This window comes from Coprococcus eutactus, from assembly GCF_025149915.1.
Lineage (GTDB): Bacteria > Bacillota > Clostridia > Lachnospirales > Lachnospiraceae > Coprococcus > Coprococcus eutactus.
Genome location: NZ_CP102278.1, coordinates 2,646,137 through 2,663,046, shown reverse-complemented (window position 1 = coordinate 2,663,046; position 16,910 = coordinate 2,646,137). Strand labels below are relative to the sequence as shown.

The following is a 16,910-nucleotide window of genomic DNA, read 5'->3' as shown; positions in this document are numbered from 1 at the left end:
ATTGAAAGATTATTTAAAACAAACAGGCACAAACCATGTTTTACACAGAAAGGGAACAGTGTCAGGATTTACGCCGTTACTTGATAAAGACGGCAAAACAGTAGTAAGTCAATAGTGCTTAAAACGCGCCTTTGTCTGATGCCAGTTTGTCGAAAGCCCTTTAGTAACGAAAGGGCGCACTTCTATACTCTACTATCGGGAGTATGTGCGTCCTGCGGAGCTTCACTCCCGGTCGGCAGAAGAAAACTGCCCGACCGTGAATGTTTCGTCACTTCGTTCCGCCAAGGTGGCTACACCCCCTTGCGCCGCTAAAGCGGCTATCCCCTGTGGACTTGCCGTCCGCAAACAGCATAAAATGCTGTTCGCCGCCAGCAAGTTTGAAAAAGAAACATAAAGCTTTGGAGGTGCTTATTTGAATGAAAAAGTTGATAGCATTGCGAGCCGTCCGTCACATGGCGAAATCTGGCATGAATCCTAAGACATTGCAGTACCTCATGGGGCATTCGGATATTGCCGTGACACTTAATGTTTACACCCATGTTGGACTTGAGGATGCGGAGAAAGAACTTCAGAAGATGCAGGGGTTGGAAAATGCAAGAAAAGAGATGGGGATTTCGGACAAGGATGATAAGCCTTTGAAACAGAATATGTTCAAGGTGATTTGATAATAGAATATTGGTGGAAACTGGTGGCACTCAGGCATATAGCTTGGGTGCCTTTTTGACTGGTAAAAATATGCCTTGGCCGATATAATGTAAATTGAAAACAAAAAATATTTTGTTAAGGAGAGATTTGATGGGAACATGGGGAGTAGGCATTTATCAAAATGACATAAGTGCAGATGTGAAAGAAGATTATATTGCAAAACTTAAGTCGGGGAAAAGTGATGAAGTTGCTCTGAAGGAAATATCATCAGAATATCAGGAGGACATGGAGGATATCGACTGCAAATATGATTTTTATTTTGGTCTGGCAGATACGTTGTGGAAAAAGGGAAGATTGACAGAGAAAATTAAAACAATAGCACTTCAGTTGATAGAAGAAGATAGAGTATCGCAACGTTGGCAAACAGAAAGAATTAGGTATGAGAGAAGTAAGGTATTGGACAAGTTGAAAGTGCAGTTAGAAGAGACGATGCCGGAATATAAAAAAATTCCTGTTCATAAACCATATGTCTTGGGATGGGAAGAGGGAGATGTATATTTTTTTCAAATTAAAGAGAAAATAGAGAGTTATGAAAAATATCTTGGTTGGTATGCTTTGTTTTATGTGAACAAAATATATTTGAGGGATTGGAATGTAAATGGAGTGGCTGATGAAGTAGCAGATGTATACTTTTTCTTAACTAAAGATAAACCCGAAAGTATAGATGCTCTTCGTACATCGAAAAGAGTATGCTTTCATATAGGAAAAACAGGTAATAGATACCAAATGCATATTTATGAGAGCTCGAGGAGAAATCGTCCAAAGGATTTAACTTTGCTTGGGAAGTGTGACGGAATTCATTATCCTTTAAATAATAGTAGTAAGGGAGGCCATTTTTGTTGGAGTAGAGTAGATATAAGGGAGATATTATATGGTTACGAAAATCAGTTGAAATTAGACAACGAGGATTAACATTAAAATTATAAATAATGCACACCTCCATCCGTAGTCTGACCCCCTTAACTGACTACGATTTGACTACTACACAAGGCATTGATTTGTTCCGTTTTGCATTATTTTGCAAAAAGTGTAGTTTTAGAGAATAAAAATACGATGCTCGGAAAAGTCGATAAACCCTTGCAAAATAGGGCAATACAGGGCATTTCAGAACAGGAGAAATTTATGATTAGGGTTTTATTTATCTGCCACGGCACTCCAGTTTTATGATAATGCATACCCTTGCAGACTGGGGCAGAGTACGGCATAATATGGCGGAAAGTCTTGGAATTACTACGGTTTAGACTACTAAGGCTCATGGCTGGAAGTGGGATAAAGGCAAAGGTGTTGGGCGGATTCCTTAGTAGTAAGGGACTACTTACAGGCAATGTAGTAGAACTTGTAACGATGAAAATGCGAAAAAAATAAAAACTATTGCATGTTTATTGAGGGTTGGATATACTAAATGCAACAGAGTTGCCCAGTGTTTTTTGACATTGGGGACCAAGCTGAGACTTGTGCTCAGCTTTTTTAAATATTTTACAATAAAGTAATTACCGCTGATCTATTTGGCTTTTGTGAATATGTACAAATATACGAGGAGTGAAAATGGAAAAATTAATTTGTGCGATTGTAAGAAATTACAGAAAGATGATGGACTATTGGATGACAGAAACAAAATGGGGATTTAAGCGTGCTGCGATTGCTCTCATGACACCCTTTATAATCGGAGCGATAATGATGAAATTTAATGAGACGATTGCAGTGAAAGTGGGATTGCTTTCTATGGTAATATTTGGGCTATTGTGGTTTTTTATGTATTTGGATTCAGGTACCAAATTTGTTCATTTCATATCGAGAGGTAAATATGATAACCCAAGACAGTTATTACAAAATATGACGCATTTATCGTACATATATGGAATAATTATTTCTATTAATGTAGAATATATCATTTTTTTTATTGTCTGTGTTATTGAAATTATATTGGAACGAGAAGTATATTTTCCTAATATAGAGATATTGTTTTGCATAATATTTTTTGCTTTTAGTTTTTTCTATTTTGCATTTCATTTATATATAAATCCAAAAAAAATAGAAATATCATACATAAAACAAAGACTTCAACTGTATACAGTTTTGGGAACATCTGTCAGTTTTATATTGCTTTTAATCAATGAGAATGGTGGTATAAAGATTTTTATTACAGGTATTTTGCTTGATTACCTGTGGATAAATTATTTTATTACAGATAAAGAGAATAAAATAAAAAAGAAAAAAATTTGATAGATGTGACTTCTTGATTGCTAGTTAATATTTAAGTTCATAACCAGAAATTTGATTGAAGTTATCTTTGGTTGAATTTATTCCGAATTTGGAATATAATATTACAGTGCTTGGAGGAAAAAATATGGAGTATTTAACATCAAATGAAATAGCTCAAAAATGGAATATTTCAAGTCGCAGAGTTAGAATACTGTGCGGTGAAGGGAGAGTCGAAGGTGCAATTCAAAAAGGTATTCTTTGGCTAATTCCAAGTAATACTCAGAAGCCGCAAGAACTCCGGAGAGGGAGGAAAAAACAGGGTGATATATAAAACGTGTTACTAGGATAGGGAGGGGATTCTCATGGCGATTCATAATAAATCCCATAATAATCACGCTTTAATGTCTTTGAATAAAATGCGTAAAGAGGAAAGCCTAAAAAATAAAATAAGTTCTGATTTTGAGATGCCTGCAGAAATAAAGCTTTTACATAGTATATCTGATTGTGGAGTTTTTTTGAAACAATTACCTGATAAATCGATTCAATTGATTTGCATTGATCCCCCGTATAATCTGGAATTGGCAGGGTGGGATATTTACGAAAATTATATCGAATGGGCATCAAAATGGATTTATGAGGCATATAGAGTTTTATCCGATAATGGAAGTATGGTTATTTTTGGCGGTATACAGTTTAGAGATGCAAAATCAGGAGATTTGTTAGATATAATTCAGTATATTCGTAAAAATACAAAATTTAAATTAGTAAATACAATCATATGGCATTATAAAAATGGTATGTCAGCACATCGTTTTTTTGCAAATAGGCATGAAGAAGCTATATGGCTGGTAAAATCAAATGATTATTACTTTGACTTGGATTCAGTCAGAGTACCATATTCAGAAGAAGATTTAAAAGTTGCATTAAGAGATAAAAGATTAAATCCTGAGACAACAAGAAAAGGAAAGAACCCAACCAATGTGTGGGAAATTGGAAGATTAAATGGAAATAGCAAAGAACGTGTAGGTCATCCAACTCAAAAGCCGGTAGCTATTATAGAACGATTTATAAAAGCACTATCATATCCGGGAGCTACCGTGTTAGATTTCTTTGCAGGTAGTGGAACTGTGGGAAGAGTTTGCATAAATGAAGGAAGAAACTGTTTGATGTGTGACAGTGATAATAAATCTCTTGAATATTTTGCAAAGCATATTTCGTTAATGGAAGAACTGGGACAGAATACACAATATAGAAAAGTTGAAAATATACAAGATTTTTTTGAATATAATACAAAAGGAGATACTGCAAATGAAAAAGGGACAATCTAACAGATTAACAATGCAGCAAAAAGAAGGTCAGGGACCTGTTACAATATTTCATAAAGATGCTCAAATACATGATGCAGAGGTTGGAAATACGTCTTTATTTGTAAAAAAACAGCTAGAGTATGAGTTCCCGATGCTGACTTTTAGATATAGAAAGGATTTATCAAAAAAAGAGATTAATGAAGCATTAAAAAGAGTAGATAAGTATTTAGGTCAAACACTTTTTGTGGAAAGTGCGAGTATAAAACCAGATGGTGGAATTATTGAAGTCCAAGATGATGATGGAAATTGGCGTGTTGTAGTTGTATCTGAAGCTAAGCATCAAGGGAAAGATATTGAGAATATTAAGGCGGGGAAGCTTGTTGGAAAAAATAATAATCAAGATCTCATGGCAGCGGGCAATGCTATAGAAAGAGCTTATAAAAATGTAAACGAAATTGCAAATTTTATGCTGTCTGAAAATTACTTTCCATATATTCTATTTCTTGAAGGGTCAAATTTTTTGACTCAAAATGTTATTGTTACAAGACCAGATGGAAGAAAAGTAACATTAGTATACAATGATGGAATGTTAAATCGTTTAGATAGATTAACTGCAGCAAACTATGGTATGCCAATCAACACAAATTTGTGTGAAAACAGATTTGTTAAATGTAATGGAGCAACAATAATGCTTCAAGCAGCTTCAATATATACCAAAGGCGAAGGCGGTCATTGGGATGCAAAGGATATGATAGAAGTTATGATGGATGTTGCAAGAACATCACTAAAAATGCTTGGTAAAGACTTGTTTAACCAGCTTATAAAGAAGTAGGAAAATATAATGAAAAAAAGAGAAGTCGATCATTCACTGTTAGATAAGGCGAAGATTAATAAGAAAGATGAATTTTATACGCAACTAATAGATATTGAAAAAGAAGTGGTTTATTATACAAAACACTTTAGAGATAAGGTGGTTTATTGTAATTGTGACGATCCGGAGTATTCAAATTTTTGGAAATTTTTTTATGAGCATTTTGAAGAATTGGGATTAAAAGGATTGAATGCAACATATTTTGGAGAAGATGCAAGGTTCTACAATTATGATGGAAAAGAAATAACTATTACACAATTAAAAGAAAATGGAGATTTTCGGAGCAATGAGTGTATACAGGTATTAAAGCAGAGTGACATAGTGGTAACCAATCCTCCGTTTTCTTTGTTCCGTGAGTATATCAGTCAATTAGATAAATATGATAAAGATTTTTTGGTTATAAGCAATATAAATGCGATTACTTATAAAGAGGTTTTTCCATTAATTCAATCCAATAAGGCATGGTTAGGAGTTTGCTTTGGAAGAGGTATATCAGGGTTTATTGTTCCAGAAAGCTATGAATTATATGGAACAGAAACAAAGGTTGATGAAAATGGAAACAGAATAATTTCACCGAATAATTGTATGTGGTTAACTTCTTTGGATAATGAGAAGAGACATCAGCCCATTGAATTGGTTAAGCAATATGAGGGAAATGAGGAATCATATCCTTTTTATGATAATTATCGGGGAATAAATGTGAATAAAACGCAAGATATTCCGATGGATTATATGGGTGCAATGGGGGTGCCGATTACTTTCTTAAATAAATATGATCCTGAGCAGTTTGAGATTATCAAATTTAGGAAAGGTGATGATGACAAAGATTTGAAAATAAATGGTAAAGCACCATATTTTCGTATTCTTATTAAACGAAAGACAGCATAGTAATACGTGACATGAGACTATTTGGGATAGTGTTCATGTCACTTTTGTATTTTTGCTGGTCATAAGAAATGTTAGTATATAGACAGCCTTTTAAGAGATGCTTTTACATATTTTTCATCTATATCGATTCCAATAAAACGCCGGTTATTCTTTAATGCAGCTTCGCCTGTAGTGCCAACTCCCATGAATGGATCAAAGATGATGTCATTTGGGTTAGAGGAAATTAACAGAAGATGCTCAATAAGTTCAAGTGGCTTTTGCGTTGGATGTTTCGGAGAGATGATTTTTTCGGGAAACATACATGATGGGCACTCGAAGAAGTTGTGCATTTGGTCTTGAGAAGAAAAATTCCAAGTGTGACCTTTATTCCAGAGACACACAACTAGTTCACAACTGTTCAAAAAACTGTTGTGGTATACACTTTGTGTGGGAGTTGTCTTATGCCAAACGAATATCTGGAATGTTGAGAATAACGGGTTAAATGCATCATACCATTTGCCAAGTAATGAATAACTAGTGAATATGAATATATTCCCCGTGGGTTTTATTATTCTGGTAAACGGTTCTATATAGTCGTTTGGATTTAAAGGAATGCTATCCCATTCGGCGATTTTGTTATTGATTGTTTTACCGTTATTTAAATGAATATTTCCTCTAGAAAATTGGGATAGATTGTATGGGGGATCTGTCAAAATTAGGTCAATAGATGAGTCTGGCAATCTTTTCATAAAATCAAGGTTGTTTTCGTTAAAAAGTTTATATGCGCTTGAATTAGTACTAAACAATTATCCCTCCTGTGAAAATTTTTCTGCTTTCTTTGAATGTGTATCATCTTTGACTTCTGAATCGGGAAGGAATACAAGAATATCATTTGGAGTGCAATCTAAGGCAGTACAAATGCTTTCAACTTTATCAAGGGCAATGTATTGTCCGTTTTTTATTTTTGAAATTATATTAGCAGAAATATTAGCGGCTCTCATTAGCTGAGAATGCGATATTTCACGCTCAATTAGTATGTGTTGCAATTTTTTATAGCTTACGCTCATGTTCCTACCTCCAGAATAAAATAAAGGTATCACATTTCTGTGAAAAAATCAATAAAAACATGAAAATGAGACAGGGGTATCCAAATCTCTACAACCTTTCTGCCTGAAGACCGATGGCCCCCTTCGTGCGAATTTTCGCAGAATTAAACAGGGGGATACCCATAGAATCCATATTATATGAAAATTCCCATAGAATACCGCTTCTTTAGTCGATTTTGTTTTGCCGGATAATACCAAAATACGCATAAAAACCATGTGTAAAACGATAGAAAAAGCACAGTTTTTATGCGTATTTTTTTGTAGAAATATAATTAAAAACGTCTTGCTATTCTGTGCCATCAGAGTGATATATGTACTACCGAAAAAGAAAGGCGGGTACATATTATGAAGAATGAAATCAGATTTACATTAGAATCGAAGCAGAGACCGAAGCTGGCACAGGAGATTGGAAAAATACTTGGAACAGTACCACATTATGAGCGAGTACCAAGCTGTGCTTACGATATTGCAGGATACCGACTGGACAAAGAGGGAGTGCTGCACATCCCGGAGGGAGTAGCGGTAGAAATGGTAGAACACTTAATTCGGCAATTACGAGAGTGTGGTTTTCAAGATGATACGGAATTTACTGAAGAAGTGCCAATGCAGCAGGACAAGCTTACAATAGCTGTTCCGAAAGAAATCCTTACGGATACGGCATTGGAAAATTTACAGAAGATCATAGCAAATAAGCAGATACTTTTTCAACGTGCATTTCGGACGGACAGCACAGAAATTGGCATTACAAAGGAAAAAATAAATTTCACATGGTTTCCATACACAACGGATGTCGATGAGATCGCAGCCTATACGCAATTTATCTCAAGACTGTGTGATATGGCAAAAGATGCAAAAAGGGTATCATCAAAGCCGACCGAAACAGACAATGACAAATATGCTTTCCGATGTTTCCTGCTCAGACTTGGATTTATCGGGAAAGAATATAAGACAGCAAGAAAGATTCTGCTTAGAAATCTTGCGGGAAATTCAGCATTTCGCTATGGAGTATAAAGATAAAATCACACTAGGGTGTCGGTGCGGACCGATGCCCTTTTTCTATGAAAAAACAGTTGGGGCAGCTTGTGGCAGATAATTTAGGTTATTCTTATAGAACCTATATAGAAAATAACCTATATTACTTGCCACATCTTGCCCCAGTGTGAAAACAGCCGTGGTCACGCCCAGCGGTTATCATTTTCTTCCTGTATTTTTCTGCGATAAGCAGTGCGGGATTTTCTGCGGTTACGCTCTTTCTTGCATTCCGGGTTATCACAGTATTTTTGTCTGTTACCATTTTTGATGAACAGGCGGCCGCAACACTCGCAGGTGGCTACGCCCACACGGTCTGCATAGGCAATCGGATAATCTGTAGGGATAGATACATATTGCGACAGGGCGAATCGGGCAGCATCAAAAACAGAGTGGAAATCTGGCATGACCTTCAATTCACCATTCTCATCCAGTCCCAGTTTCATGGTCACCCCGCTCATTTCATTTAGATAAGCAGATATTTTACCGAGATGTGTCTGCGTAAGAAACGAATTAAAGTCTGCAAATTCATTTGTCCATGTGATCCGTGCAAGGTCATCGGAAATATCAAGCTGATTCAGACATTTTTTGAACATAAGGATAACAAGAGTGTCACGGTACAGTTTTTCTAAATCATCCCTCATCTCTTTTACAGCGAAAGTAAAACTTCCAAGTATATTGGTAGACACATTCCAATATTCTGCATCTTTATCTATATCCCATTTATATTCAGCAATAACGCCGGATGCGTAGTAAGGATGTGCGTACTGCTGACACCATGAAATGATATCATCGGCAGCAGTGTTGTCATCTTTCCCACGGATGCTCTGATACAGGTTGTTCAGGGAAAGCCAGAGTCCGTTTCCGTCCAAGCCATAGCCACGATTGAGCCGTGGCACATCTCCATCCCCCAGACAGGCGGTTATTATAATTTCTCCATCTTGTTCTGTTTTTTCATAATATTTGAAAGTTGCGGTCAGTCTTGCATCCGCACTCATTTTTCCTAAGCTGAAATCTTCATTCATATTCTACCTCCGTTCTTACCGATAGAACTTATTTCCAGTATGGCTTCTTACCAATAGAAAATGGCCTTTGGTAACATTATAAAGTATACTGTGATAGAAAACAAGAGCAATTCATGTTTGATATGCAGAGAGGAGGATGGCTATGGATAAAGTCACGATGAGTGTACAGGAAATGGCGATGCAGATGGGAATCAGCCTGAGCAAAGCATATGCTCTGACCAGAGAGGCGGACTTCCCAATCGTCCGTGTCGGCAAGCGGGTATTGATTCCGGTTTCCGAATTTAAAGTGTGGTTATCGGCAAGAGCCACAGAAAAATGATGCACCGGGGAAAAAACGGGTAAGGAGGAGCAAAGGATGTACGAGAAACTTCCAGAGCAGTTGAAAAAAGACGGACGGTTCTGTCTGTGGAAATATGAAAAAAGAAATGGACGCATGACCAAAGTGCCGTATCAGATCAATAGCAAAAGAGCGAGCAGTGCCGATAAAAAGACTTTTTCGGATTTTCGACTGGCAGTCAGTGCAATGGATGGGTATGACGGAATCGGTATGGGAGCATTTGATGATTTCTGTATGGTCGATATTGACCACTGTGTGTTTGGTGGAAAGCTGACACAGATGGCAGAGGACATCGTGGAGAAAATGAATTCTTATACAGAAATCAGTCCATCAGGCATGGGAGTCCGCATTGTGTGTAAGGCTTCTTCCCTGTCTTATGATACGGACAGATATTACATCAATAATCAGAAACTTGGTCTGGAAATTTATGCAGCAGGTGTGACGAGAAAATTCTGTACCCTGACAGGAAATGTAATCCGGAATCGTGGTATTGAGGAACGGAGTGCTGAACTTGGCACAATATTGGAAACGTATATGTTCCGTCCGATTCCTGAGAAAAAGAATAGGATGCTGGATATTCCGGGCAGTTATCTTTCGGATGATTCGGTAATTCGTCTGGCATCTGATTCCAGACAGGGCGAAAAGTTCAAAGCCTTATGGAATGGCGAAATCCCGGATGGAAAGTCCCACAGTGATGCGGATATGTCACTTGCAAGTATTCTTGCATTCTGGTGTGGCGGTGATACAGAGCAGATGGACAGGCTGTTTAGAAAATCTGGCTTGATGCGAACCAAATGGGATCGTGTGCAGAGTGGCTCGACCTATGGTGCATTAACGTTGGAAAAAGCAGTGGCACAGGCAATGGATTTCTACCGACCTTATGCAAGAACATCAGCAGAGAGTGATTTTGACGATATGCTGCAGAAGCTGATAGAACTGAACGTGTCGGATAACAGCAGATACCCGTGGAACGACAACGGCTCAGGCAGATTATTTGCGGATGTGTATAAAGATATCGCAAGGTATGTTCCGAAAAGAAAAAAGTGGTATGTGTATGACGGTACCCGTTGGATTTCGGATATTGGAGGACTGAAAACAATGGAACTTGCAAAATCCCTTGCAGACAGTCTGGTCAGATATGCACTGACGATTACCGATGAACGCAGAAGAAAAGATTATCTGGAGTATTCCGCAAAATGGCAGAGCCGGAATTATCGCAATACTTATATCAGTGATGCTCAGAGCGTGTATCCGATTGCTATGTCTGAATTTGATCGCAACATTTATTACCTGAACTGCCAGAACGGAACACTGGATTTGCAGACCGGAGAATTTCATCCGCATACACCACAGGATAAGCTGACCAAGATTGCCGGGGCAGCCTATGATCCGAAGACCAAGAATCCACGTTTTACCAGATTTGTTTCAGAGGTGATGAGCGGGGATATGGATAAAGCAAAGTTCATGCAGAAAAGCCTTGGTTATGGTCTGACTGGTGATACCCGCTATGAATGTATGTTTTTCTATTATGGTGCAACCACCAGAAATGGAAAAGGAACACTGATGGAAAGCACACTTCATGTGATGGGAGATTACGGTTTGACTGTCCGCCCGGAAACGATTGCTGCGAAGCCATCTGCCAACAGTCAGAATCCAACAGAGGATATTGCAAGACTTGCCGGAGTACGGTTTGCCAATATTTCAGAGCCAAGGCGAGGATTGGTACTGAATGAAGCACAGATAAAAAGTATGACGGGAAATGATACACTGAATGCCAGATTTCTGCATGAGAATAGTTTTGATTTCAAACCACAGTTCAAATTGTATGTGAATACGAATTATCTTCCGGCTATTACAGATATGACCTTGTTTTCGAGCGGACGTATCGTAATCATTCCCTTTGACAGGCATTTTGAGGAATGGGAGCAGGAACAGAATCTGAAAGCGGAATTTTCCAAGCCGGAGGCAGCAAGTGCCATCTTAAACTGGCTGATTGAAGGATACACCCTATTACAGAAGGAAGGCTTTTCTCAGCCAAAATCAGTAAAAGATGCCACCATGTCCTATCAGCATGACAGCGATAAGATAGAACTTTTCGTAGAGGAATTTCTGGAACAGGAGAAGGATGCGGAATGCCGGACATCAGCCGTGTATCAGGCATATCGCAACTGGTGCAATGACAATGGATATTTTGCGGAGAATAGCCGGAATTTCAATCAGGCACTCCGTACAATCGGCTCGGTAGTCCGCAGGCGTCCGAGGGATGGCGGAGAAAAGACCACACTTTTAACAGGTTATCGGCTCTTGTGCAGAGATTTTCTCTGCTGACGAAAAAGGAGGTACACATGGGAAAACAGAAGGCAGCACCACCGATGCGGTTTGAACCATCGGATTTTTCAACAGATAAGTACAGATGCGTAAATGTCATCAATTTAAAGGATAGATGCCCTGTCATTATTATGGCAAGCGAATCCTGTGATCCACCCTATTACCGTGTGATTGACGGGGCATTGGAAATGTTCTATCTGTCTTATTCCGAAGCGGTGGATTATTGCAGACAAAGCGGTTATATGACACAAAAATAAGAAATTCAGGAGGGTTATTATGGTTAACAGTACAGCTTATTATAACGATTTTTGGAATGAAATGAGAGGAGTACAGGTGGTTACAGACAGCTTTTACAACAACCGTGAGAGCAAAACGAATGCGTACCATCTGCCAGAAGCATCAAATAGGAAATATACGGCAGCATTACAGGAAGAAAGCGTGGTCCGCCAGTTGGCAACCGTTGTGAATGCAACCAGAAGCGATAGCCGTATCTATGCATTTGACTGTGAAGGTCAGGCAGAATGGGGAGAGGGAAATGATGCAGAAGATATGAATAATGAGGGCGATTTCAAAAGATTTGATGTACAGGTATACAGATTGTCTGAACTTGTTAAATTGGGAACAGTGTTTACCTCTGATCAGTCCTTTGCTATTGAGAATTATGTGATCAGGAAAATGGCACGCTGTTTCGGCTCAAGCGAGGAGCAGGCATTTATTAACGGAACAGGGGTAAATCAGCCGACAGGCATTCTGCATGCCACTGAAGGGGCTGAAACGGGCGTGACAGCAGAGAGTGATTCAGCTATCAGCTATGATGAAATTATCAAATTGTATCTGTCTGTGGATAAGAAGTATCGTAAGCATGGTACATGGATTATGAACGATGAAACGGCTCTGGCACTCCGTACCCTCAAAGATTCAGCCGGAAACTATCTGTGGAAAGACAGCAATGAAACAATTTTCTCAAAGCCTGTGCAGATCGTTGATTCCATGCCGTCTATCGGAAAGGGGCAGAAAGTAATCGCATTTGGAGATTTCAGCAATTACTGGCTCGTTCAGCGTTTCCCACTGACTATCCGCACACTGAAAGAAAAGTTTGCCATGCGTGGACAGGTAGGGTATCTGGGATGTGAGTATCTGGACGGAAAACTGATCCGTAAGGATGCAGTCAAGGTACTTCAGATGGCAGCAGACTAAGCAGTTGGGGCTGTGGAAATACTGCAGCCCGTATGGAAGGAGGATTGCACATGGCAATAGAAAAACATGATACTACGGAAAATACACTTGTCCCTGTGAGTGAAAAGTACACACTGACAATCAAAGAAGCAGCATCGTATTTTAATATCGGGACAAAGAAAATGCGTAGACTGGCAGAAGATAACAGAGGAAGATTTGCGGTATTCAGCGGAAACAGGTATCTGATTATCCGCCCGCAGTTTGAAAAATTTATCAGTGCTTCTTCGGAGATATAATTCCGTTTGTCTGCCGAAAGTAGTTGATATTATCAGCGTTCAGAGTGATATATAGTATGACCTCGAAAACCTGTGAAAACAGCCACTTTTGGCAGAAAGGAAGTACTTTTATGGCAAGACCAAGTTTAGGAGAAAAGGATATTTTAAATCCTTCTGAGGCAATTGAATATTTTGTTTTGAGCCGGAGAAAATTTTATGATTTATTGAGTAATACGGATGGAGAAGATTTTCTGGCATACTACGGAGAGCGCAAGCTGATTCTCCGTGTTGCATTTGAAAAATATCTGCTGCACCATCCAGAGTTGAGGAGGCGAGGCTAATGGCAAAGGCAGGAAGAGGACAGACAAGGCGGGATTCTAAACGCAGAGTGCTTCGGCCGGGAGAGAGCGTAAGAGCAGATGGAAAATATCAGTATAAGTACCATATTGATGGGAAACCACATTTTGTCTATAGCTGGAAACTAGAACCAACGGACAAACTGCCAAAGGGCAAAAAGCCATGCCTGTCACTCAGAGAATTAGAGAAGCAGGTTAATACGGATTTGGATTTGCTTATAAATATCGTGGACGGGCAGATGACAGTGTGCGAATTGGTAGACCGATATCTGAAAACCAAAACAGGAGTAAGGCAGAGCACCAAGCAGGGATATGTTACAGTGCAGAGATTACTTGCAAAGGAATCTTTCGGGGAAAAGACAATCCGAAGTGTGAAAACATCGGATGCCAAGTTGTTTCTTATAAAGCTACAACAGGAAGATGGAAAAAGCTACAGTTCCATTCATACAATCCGGGGAGTGTTGCGACCAGCTTTTCAGATGGCGGTGGATGATGACATTCTTGTAAAGAATCCATTCGGATTCCAGCTTGCCGGAGTATTGGTAAATGATGCAGTCACAAGAGAGGCAATATCCAAAGACCAGATGCGAAAGTTCCTAAAGTTTGTGCATGACGATGTGGTGTACTGTAAATATTATGAAGTGGTGTACATACTCTTTCATACAGGAATGCGAATATCGGAATTTTGTGGATTGACACTGAAAGATATTGATTTGGAGAAACGAACAGTGAATATCGATCATCAGTTGCAGAGAACATCAGATATGCGATATATCATAGAAACAACAAAGACAGATGCCGGAACAAGGGTACTGCCGATTACAGAGGATGTAGCAGAAATGTTTCAGGCAATCATCGAGGACAGGAATGCTCCAAAAGTGGAAAAATCCATTGATGGCTACAGTGGCTTTTTATTTTATGATGACAATGGAATACCCCTTGTGGCAATGCACTGGCAGCACAGATTCAACCACATGATCGGCAGATACAATGATATTTACCGAGTGCAGATGCCAAACATTACACCTCATGTATGCCGACACACCTATTGCAGTAATATGGCGAAATCGGGAATGAATCCGAAAACACTGCAGTACCTCATGGGGCATTCGGATATATCGGTCACGATGAATGTCTACACGCATATCGGATTTGATGATGCTGAGGAAGAACTGAAACGAATGGAAGACTTCCGCAAGGCACAGACAGAGATTGAAAAGGAGAATGAGAAAACGATGTCGCAAAAGATGTTTAAGGTAATTTAATATAAAAGGGATGACGCTCTGGTTTAGACTAGGGCGTTTTTTCTGTGGAAAAGAAGTGAAAATGACGATATAATATGATACAGGATAAGTTGCGATTTGGAGATGAGATAATGAATATATACGAATTATTGAATAAAATTGTAGTGAATAGAAGACATTCGCTGTCGGCCAATTTGTTTACTGAAGAAGCTAGGGAAGAATTAGATGAGAACGAAAAACATATTTTTGATTTGTTGAGGAATATATCTTCTCTAGGAACAAAAATTAATAATAAAGGAATAGAATTTCATCCAATTTTTGTAATGTCCGATGGTAGTCGGACTTTTTCGATAGATGATATATCTGAAGATGATTATTTTGTGTTGCAGAATTTGGAATTGGATAAAATACCTTTGATCTTACGTGCGTTGATTGCAGATCTACTGTGGACTAAGAAAAAGAAATTTGATGCAGCTAAAATTGCAGCAGATGCATATTGGCAATTATTTAAGCTGTGGTATAAGGACGAAGATAATATTGGTACGCTTGATATGATTCGCAGAGCAGTGTGTATTTCAGCGCAAACAAAGCAAACTGCATTGTATAACGAAATACAAGAGTGGTTTAAGGAGTTTATAGATACTAGGGCAGCAAGTACAGAGGGCTTTTTTGCATTGAGAGTAATGGAATTGTTCTTTGAACAAAAGCATTTTGACGTATCGGTAATTTTGAAAGTATTAGATGATTTGATTGAAGAAAACAACGATAATATTGCAAAGGTAGAACAAGCTTATGAGTTAAAAGTGGAATGTTTATTTAAATTGCAGAGAAAAGAAGAAGCAACGCAAAATAATATTTTGTTGGCAGATTATTATATAAAATTTGCTGAGAAAATATTTCAGAAGGATATACAAGGAGCGTTAAGAGCTGTTAATTTTTTTCAAAAAGGAATAATATTATATCGGAATAATGGAGAGCCAGAAAAGGCAGAAACTACTCATAAAAGGCTTGTTGAAATTCAGAGAGAAATCCCCAAAATAATGGTGCCGTTTTCTATTGAATTAGATATTAAAGGTGTTGTCGACAATCTTAAAGTTAATATGGAGGGTCTATCGTTTGAGGAATGTGTAATTCGGCTGACTCAAATGTTTGTGTTTGAAAAGCAGGAGGATATTAAAAAACGTGTAATAGAAGAATTTAAAGATAATCCGATTTCACATTTGTTTGGTAAGAGTTTAATAAATGCTCAAGGACAAACAGTGCTGGCATTACCACCACTTGATATTCATGATCCAGAAAAAGATCCGAAACTTATGGAACTACATATGTATCAAAATGCATTGGAAAAGCAAAAAGTTACGGGTGATATTTGGATGAAGAATGCTTTGCTTATAATAAGAGATAAATTTGTTATTAATAAATCTATGGTGGAGTTTTTGATTAAAGATAATCCAATTATTCCAGATGGAAGAGAAAGAATTTTTCAAAGCGGATTATACATGTTTTTGAACGGAGATTATTATGAAGCATTACACATTCTTGCACCACAGGTAGAAAACCTTTTTAGAAATATTGCACGAGAGGTTGGAGGCTTAACAGTAACATTGGAAAAAGATGGTTCGTCAATGGAAAAGGTATTGAGTTCAATTTTTTCTTTGCCAGAATTATTAGATTGCTATGATAATGATATTTTGTTTACATTTAGAGGGCTGCTAAACGAGCAATCTGGTGCTAATATACGAAATGAAATTGCACATGGCATCATAAGTGAATATGCTTGCTCTACAGGTGTTTGTCTATATTTTGGTGTGGCAGTTATAAAGTTACTTTCGCTTACATCATCTTCGTGTTATCGGATATTAAAAAATAGTGAAAAGCTAAAGCATTTTGAAATGCCAGACAAGGACGCACTCAAAGTAGTTAAGTGATATTGTGAAAATCCTTAGTAGTAAGCCTACCTCGTTTTACTACCAATTTTACTACTAACAGCCCGCAATAACTTGCTCCATCTTGCCCTATTTTGCCAAGATGCCAGCAAAATCACACATTTCACAAATCCCCGAAATCCTTCGCATAACAGGG

20 protein-coding genes are annotated in these 16,910 nt (G+C 38.2%); 17 read left to right on the top strand and 3 right to left on the bottom strand.

What is annotated here, in order from left to right; all coding sequences use genetic code 11:
• Nucleotides 1-58: 58 nt before the first annotated feature.
• From NQ536_RS14055 to NQ536_RS11805, 8 genes are all read left to right on the top strand, one after another.
• Entirely contained in the window at nucleotides 59-115 is a 57-nt protein-coding gene (locus NQ536_RS14055; RefSeq protein ID WP_233419683.1) for a hypothetical protein, read from the top strand.
• Between the two features lie 301 nt (nucleotides 116-416).
• Entirely contained in the window at nucleotides 417-665 is a 249-nt protein-coding gene (locus tag NQ536_RS11835) for a tyrosine-type recombinase/integrase (protein ID WP_004850440.1), read from the top strand.
• Between the two features lie 130 nt (nucleotides 666-795).
• Nucleotides 796-1,617, top strand: a complete 822-nt coding sequence (locus tag NQ536_RS11830; RefSeq protein ID WP_004850442.1) for a hypothetical protein — start codon at nucleotides 796-798, stop codon at nucleotides 1,615-1,617.
• Between the two features lie 633 nt (nucleotides 1,618-2,250).
• Nucleotides 2,251-2,928, top strand: a complete 678-nt coding sequence (locus NQ536_RS11825) for a hypothetical protein (RefSeq protein ID WP_004850446.1) — start codon at nucleotides 2,251-2,253, stop codon at nucleotides 2,926-2,928.
• A gap of 124 nt (nucleotides 2,929-3,052) precedes the next feature.
• The gene (locus tag NQ536_RS11820; RefSeq protein ID WP_015541237.1) at nucleotides 3,053-3,238 is read left to right on the top strand and encodes a hypothetical protein; all 186 of its coding nucleotides are present in this window, start codon (nucleotides 3,053-3,055) and stop codon (nucleotides 3,236-3,238) included.
• Nucleotides 3,239-3,269: 31 nt separating this feature from the next.
• A complete protein-coding gene (locus tag NQ536_RS11815; RefSeq protein WP_004850451.1) occupies nucleotides 3,270-4,235 on the top strand; it encodes a DNA-methyltransferase in 966 nt (321 codons plus the stop codon).
• Nucleotides 4,216-5,046 (top strand): EcoRI family type II restriction endonuclease, encoded by an 831-nt coding sequence (locus NQ536_RS11810; RefSeq protein ID WP_004850453.1) that lies wholly within the window; start codon nucleotides 4,216-4,218, stop codon nucleotides 5,044-5,046. The genes NQ536_RS11815 and NQ536_RS11810 overlap by 20 nt, the downstream gene beginning before the upstream one ends.
• A 9-nt stretch (nucleotides 5,047-5,055) precedes the next feature.
• Entirely contained in the window at nucleotides 5,056-5,973 is a 918-nt protein-coding gene (locus NQ536_RS11805; protein ID WP_004850455.1) for an adenine-specific methyltransferase EcoRI family protein, read from the top strand.
• A 71-nt stretch (nucleotides 5,974-6,044) separates the two neighbouring features.
• Here the strand turns inward: NQ536_RS11805 and NQ536_RS11800 are convergent, their stop codons facing one another.
• Nucleotides 6,045-6,758 (bottom strand): DNA-methyltransferase, encoded by a 714-nt coding sequence (locus NQ536_RS11800; protein ID WP_004850457.1) that lies wholly within the window; start codon nucleotides 6,756-6,758, stop codon nucleotides 6,045-6,047.
• A complete protein-coding gene (locus NQ536_RS11795) occupies nucleotides 6,759-7,019 on the bottom strand; it encodes a helix-turn-helix domain-containing protein (protein WP_004850459.1) in 261 nt (86 codons plus the stop codon). It lies immediately after the preceding gene.
• A gap of 384 nt (nucleotides 7,020-7,403) precedes the next feature.
• Between NQ536_RS11795 and NQ536_RS11790 the strand changes: the two genes are divergently transcribed.
• Complete coding sequence (locus tag NQ536_RS11790) at nucleotides 7,404-8,069, top strand: hypothetical protein (RefSeq protein ID WP_004850461.1); 666 nt, start codon at nucleotides 7,404-7,406, stop codon at nucleotides 8,067-8,069.
• A gap of 164 nt (nucleotides 8,070-8,233) precedes the next feature.
• On the opposite strand, the gene NQ536_RS11785 is transcribed toward NQ536_RS11790, so the two are convergent.
• Complete coding sequence (locus tag NQ536_RS11785) at nucleotides 8,234-9,112, bottom strand: hypothetical protein (RefSeq protein WP_004850463.1); 879 nt, start codon at nucleotides 9,110-9,112, stop codon at nucleotides 8,234-8,236.
• Nucleotides 9,113-9,254: 142 nt separating this feature from the next.
• On the opposite strand from NQ536_RS11785, the gene NQ536_RS11780 reads away from it, so the two are divergent.
• The 8 genes from NQ536_RS11780 to NQ536_RS11745 all read left to right on the top strand — a co-directional run bounded on the left by NQ536_RS11780 (nucleotide 9,255) and on the right by NQ536_RS11745 (nucleotide 16,756).
• Nucleotides 9,255-9,431, top strand: coding sequence for an excisionase family DNA-binding protein (locus tag NQ536_RS11780; protein WP_015541244.1), 177 nt, complete (start codon nucleotides 9,255-9,257; stop codon nucleotides 9,429-9,431).
• Between the two features lie 36 nt (nucleotides 9,432-9,467).
• On the top strand, nucleotides 9,468-11,777 hold the full coding sequence (locus NQ536_RS11775; protein WP_004850467.1) for a phage/plasmid primase, P4 family: 2,310 nt from the start codon (nucleotides 9,468-9,470) through the stop codon (nucleotides 11,775-11,777).
• Nucleotides 11,778-11,794: 17 nt separating this feature from the next.
• Nucleotides 11,795-12,034, top strand: coding sequence for a hypothetical protein (locus NQ536_RS11770; RefSeq protein WP_004850469.1), 240 nt, complete (start codon nucleotides 11,795-11,797; stop codon nucleotides 12,032-12,034).
• 19 nt (nucleotides 12,035-12,053) lie between these two features.
• Nucleotides 12,054-12,974, top strand: a complete 921-nt coding sequence (locus NQ536_RS11765; protein ID WP_004850471.1) for a phage major capsid protein — start codon at nucleotides 12,054-12,056, stop codon at nucleotides 12,972-12,974.
• Between the two features lie 50 nt (nucleotides 12,975-13,024).
• Nucleotides 13,025-13,249, top strand: coding sequence for an excisionase (locus NQ536_RS11760; protein WP_015541248.1), 225 nt, complete (start codon nucleotides 13,025-13,027; stop codon nucleotides 13,247-13,249).
• A 110-nt stretch (nucleotides 13,250-13,359) separates the two neighbouring features.
• A complete protein-coding gene (locus NQ536_RS11755; protein WP_044997864.1) occupies nucleotides 13,360-13,569 on the top strand; it encodes an excisionase in 210 nt (69 codons plus the stop codon).
• Nucleotides 13,569-14,849, top strand: coding sequence for a site-specific integrase (locus NQ536_RS11750; RefSeq protein ID WP_004850476.1), 1,281 nt, complete (start codon nucleotides 13,569-13,571; stop codon nucleotides 14,847-14,849). Before NQ536_RS11755 ends, NQ536_RS11750 begins: the two co-directional genes overlap by 1 nt.
• A gap of 110 nt (nucleotides 14,850-14,959) precedes the next feature.
• Nucleotides 14,960-16,756 carry a DUF4209 domain-containing protein gene (locus NQ536_RS11745; protein WP_227909629.1) on the top strand — a complete coding sequence of 599 codons (1,797 nt, stop codon included), beginning with the start codon at nucleotides 14,960-14,962 and terminating at the stop codon, nucleotides 16,754-16,756.
• The last annotated feature ends 154 nt before the right edge of the window (nucleotides 16,757-16,910 follow it).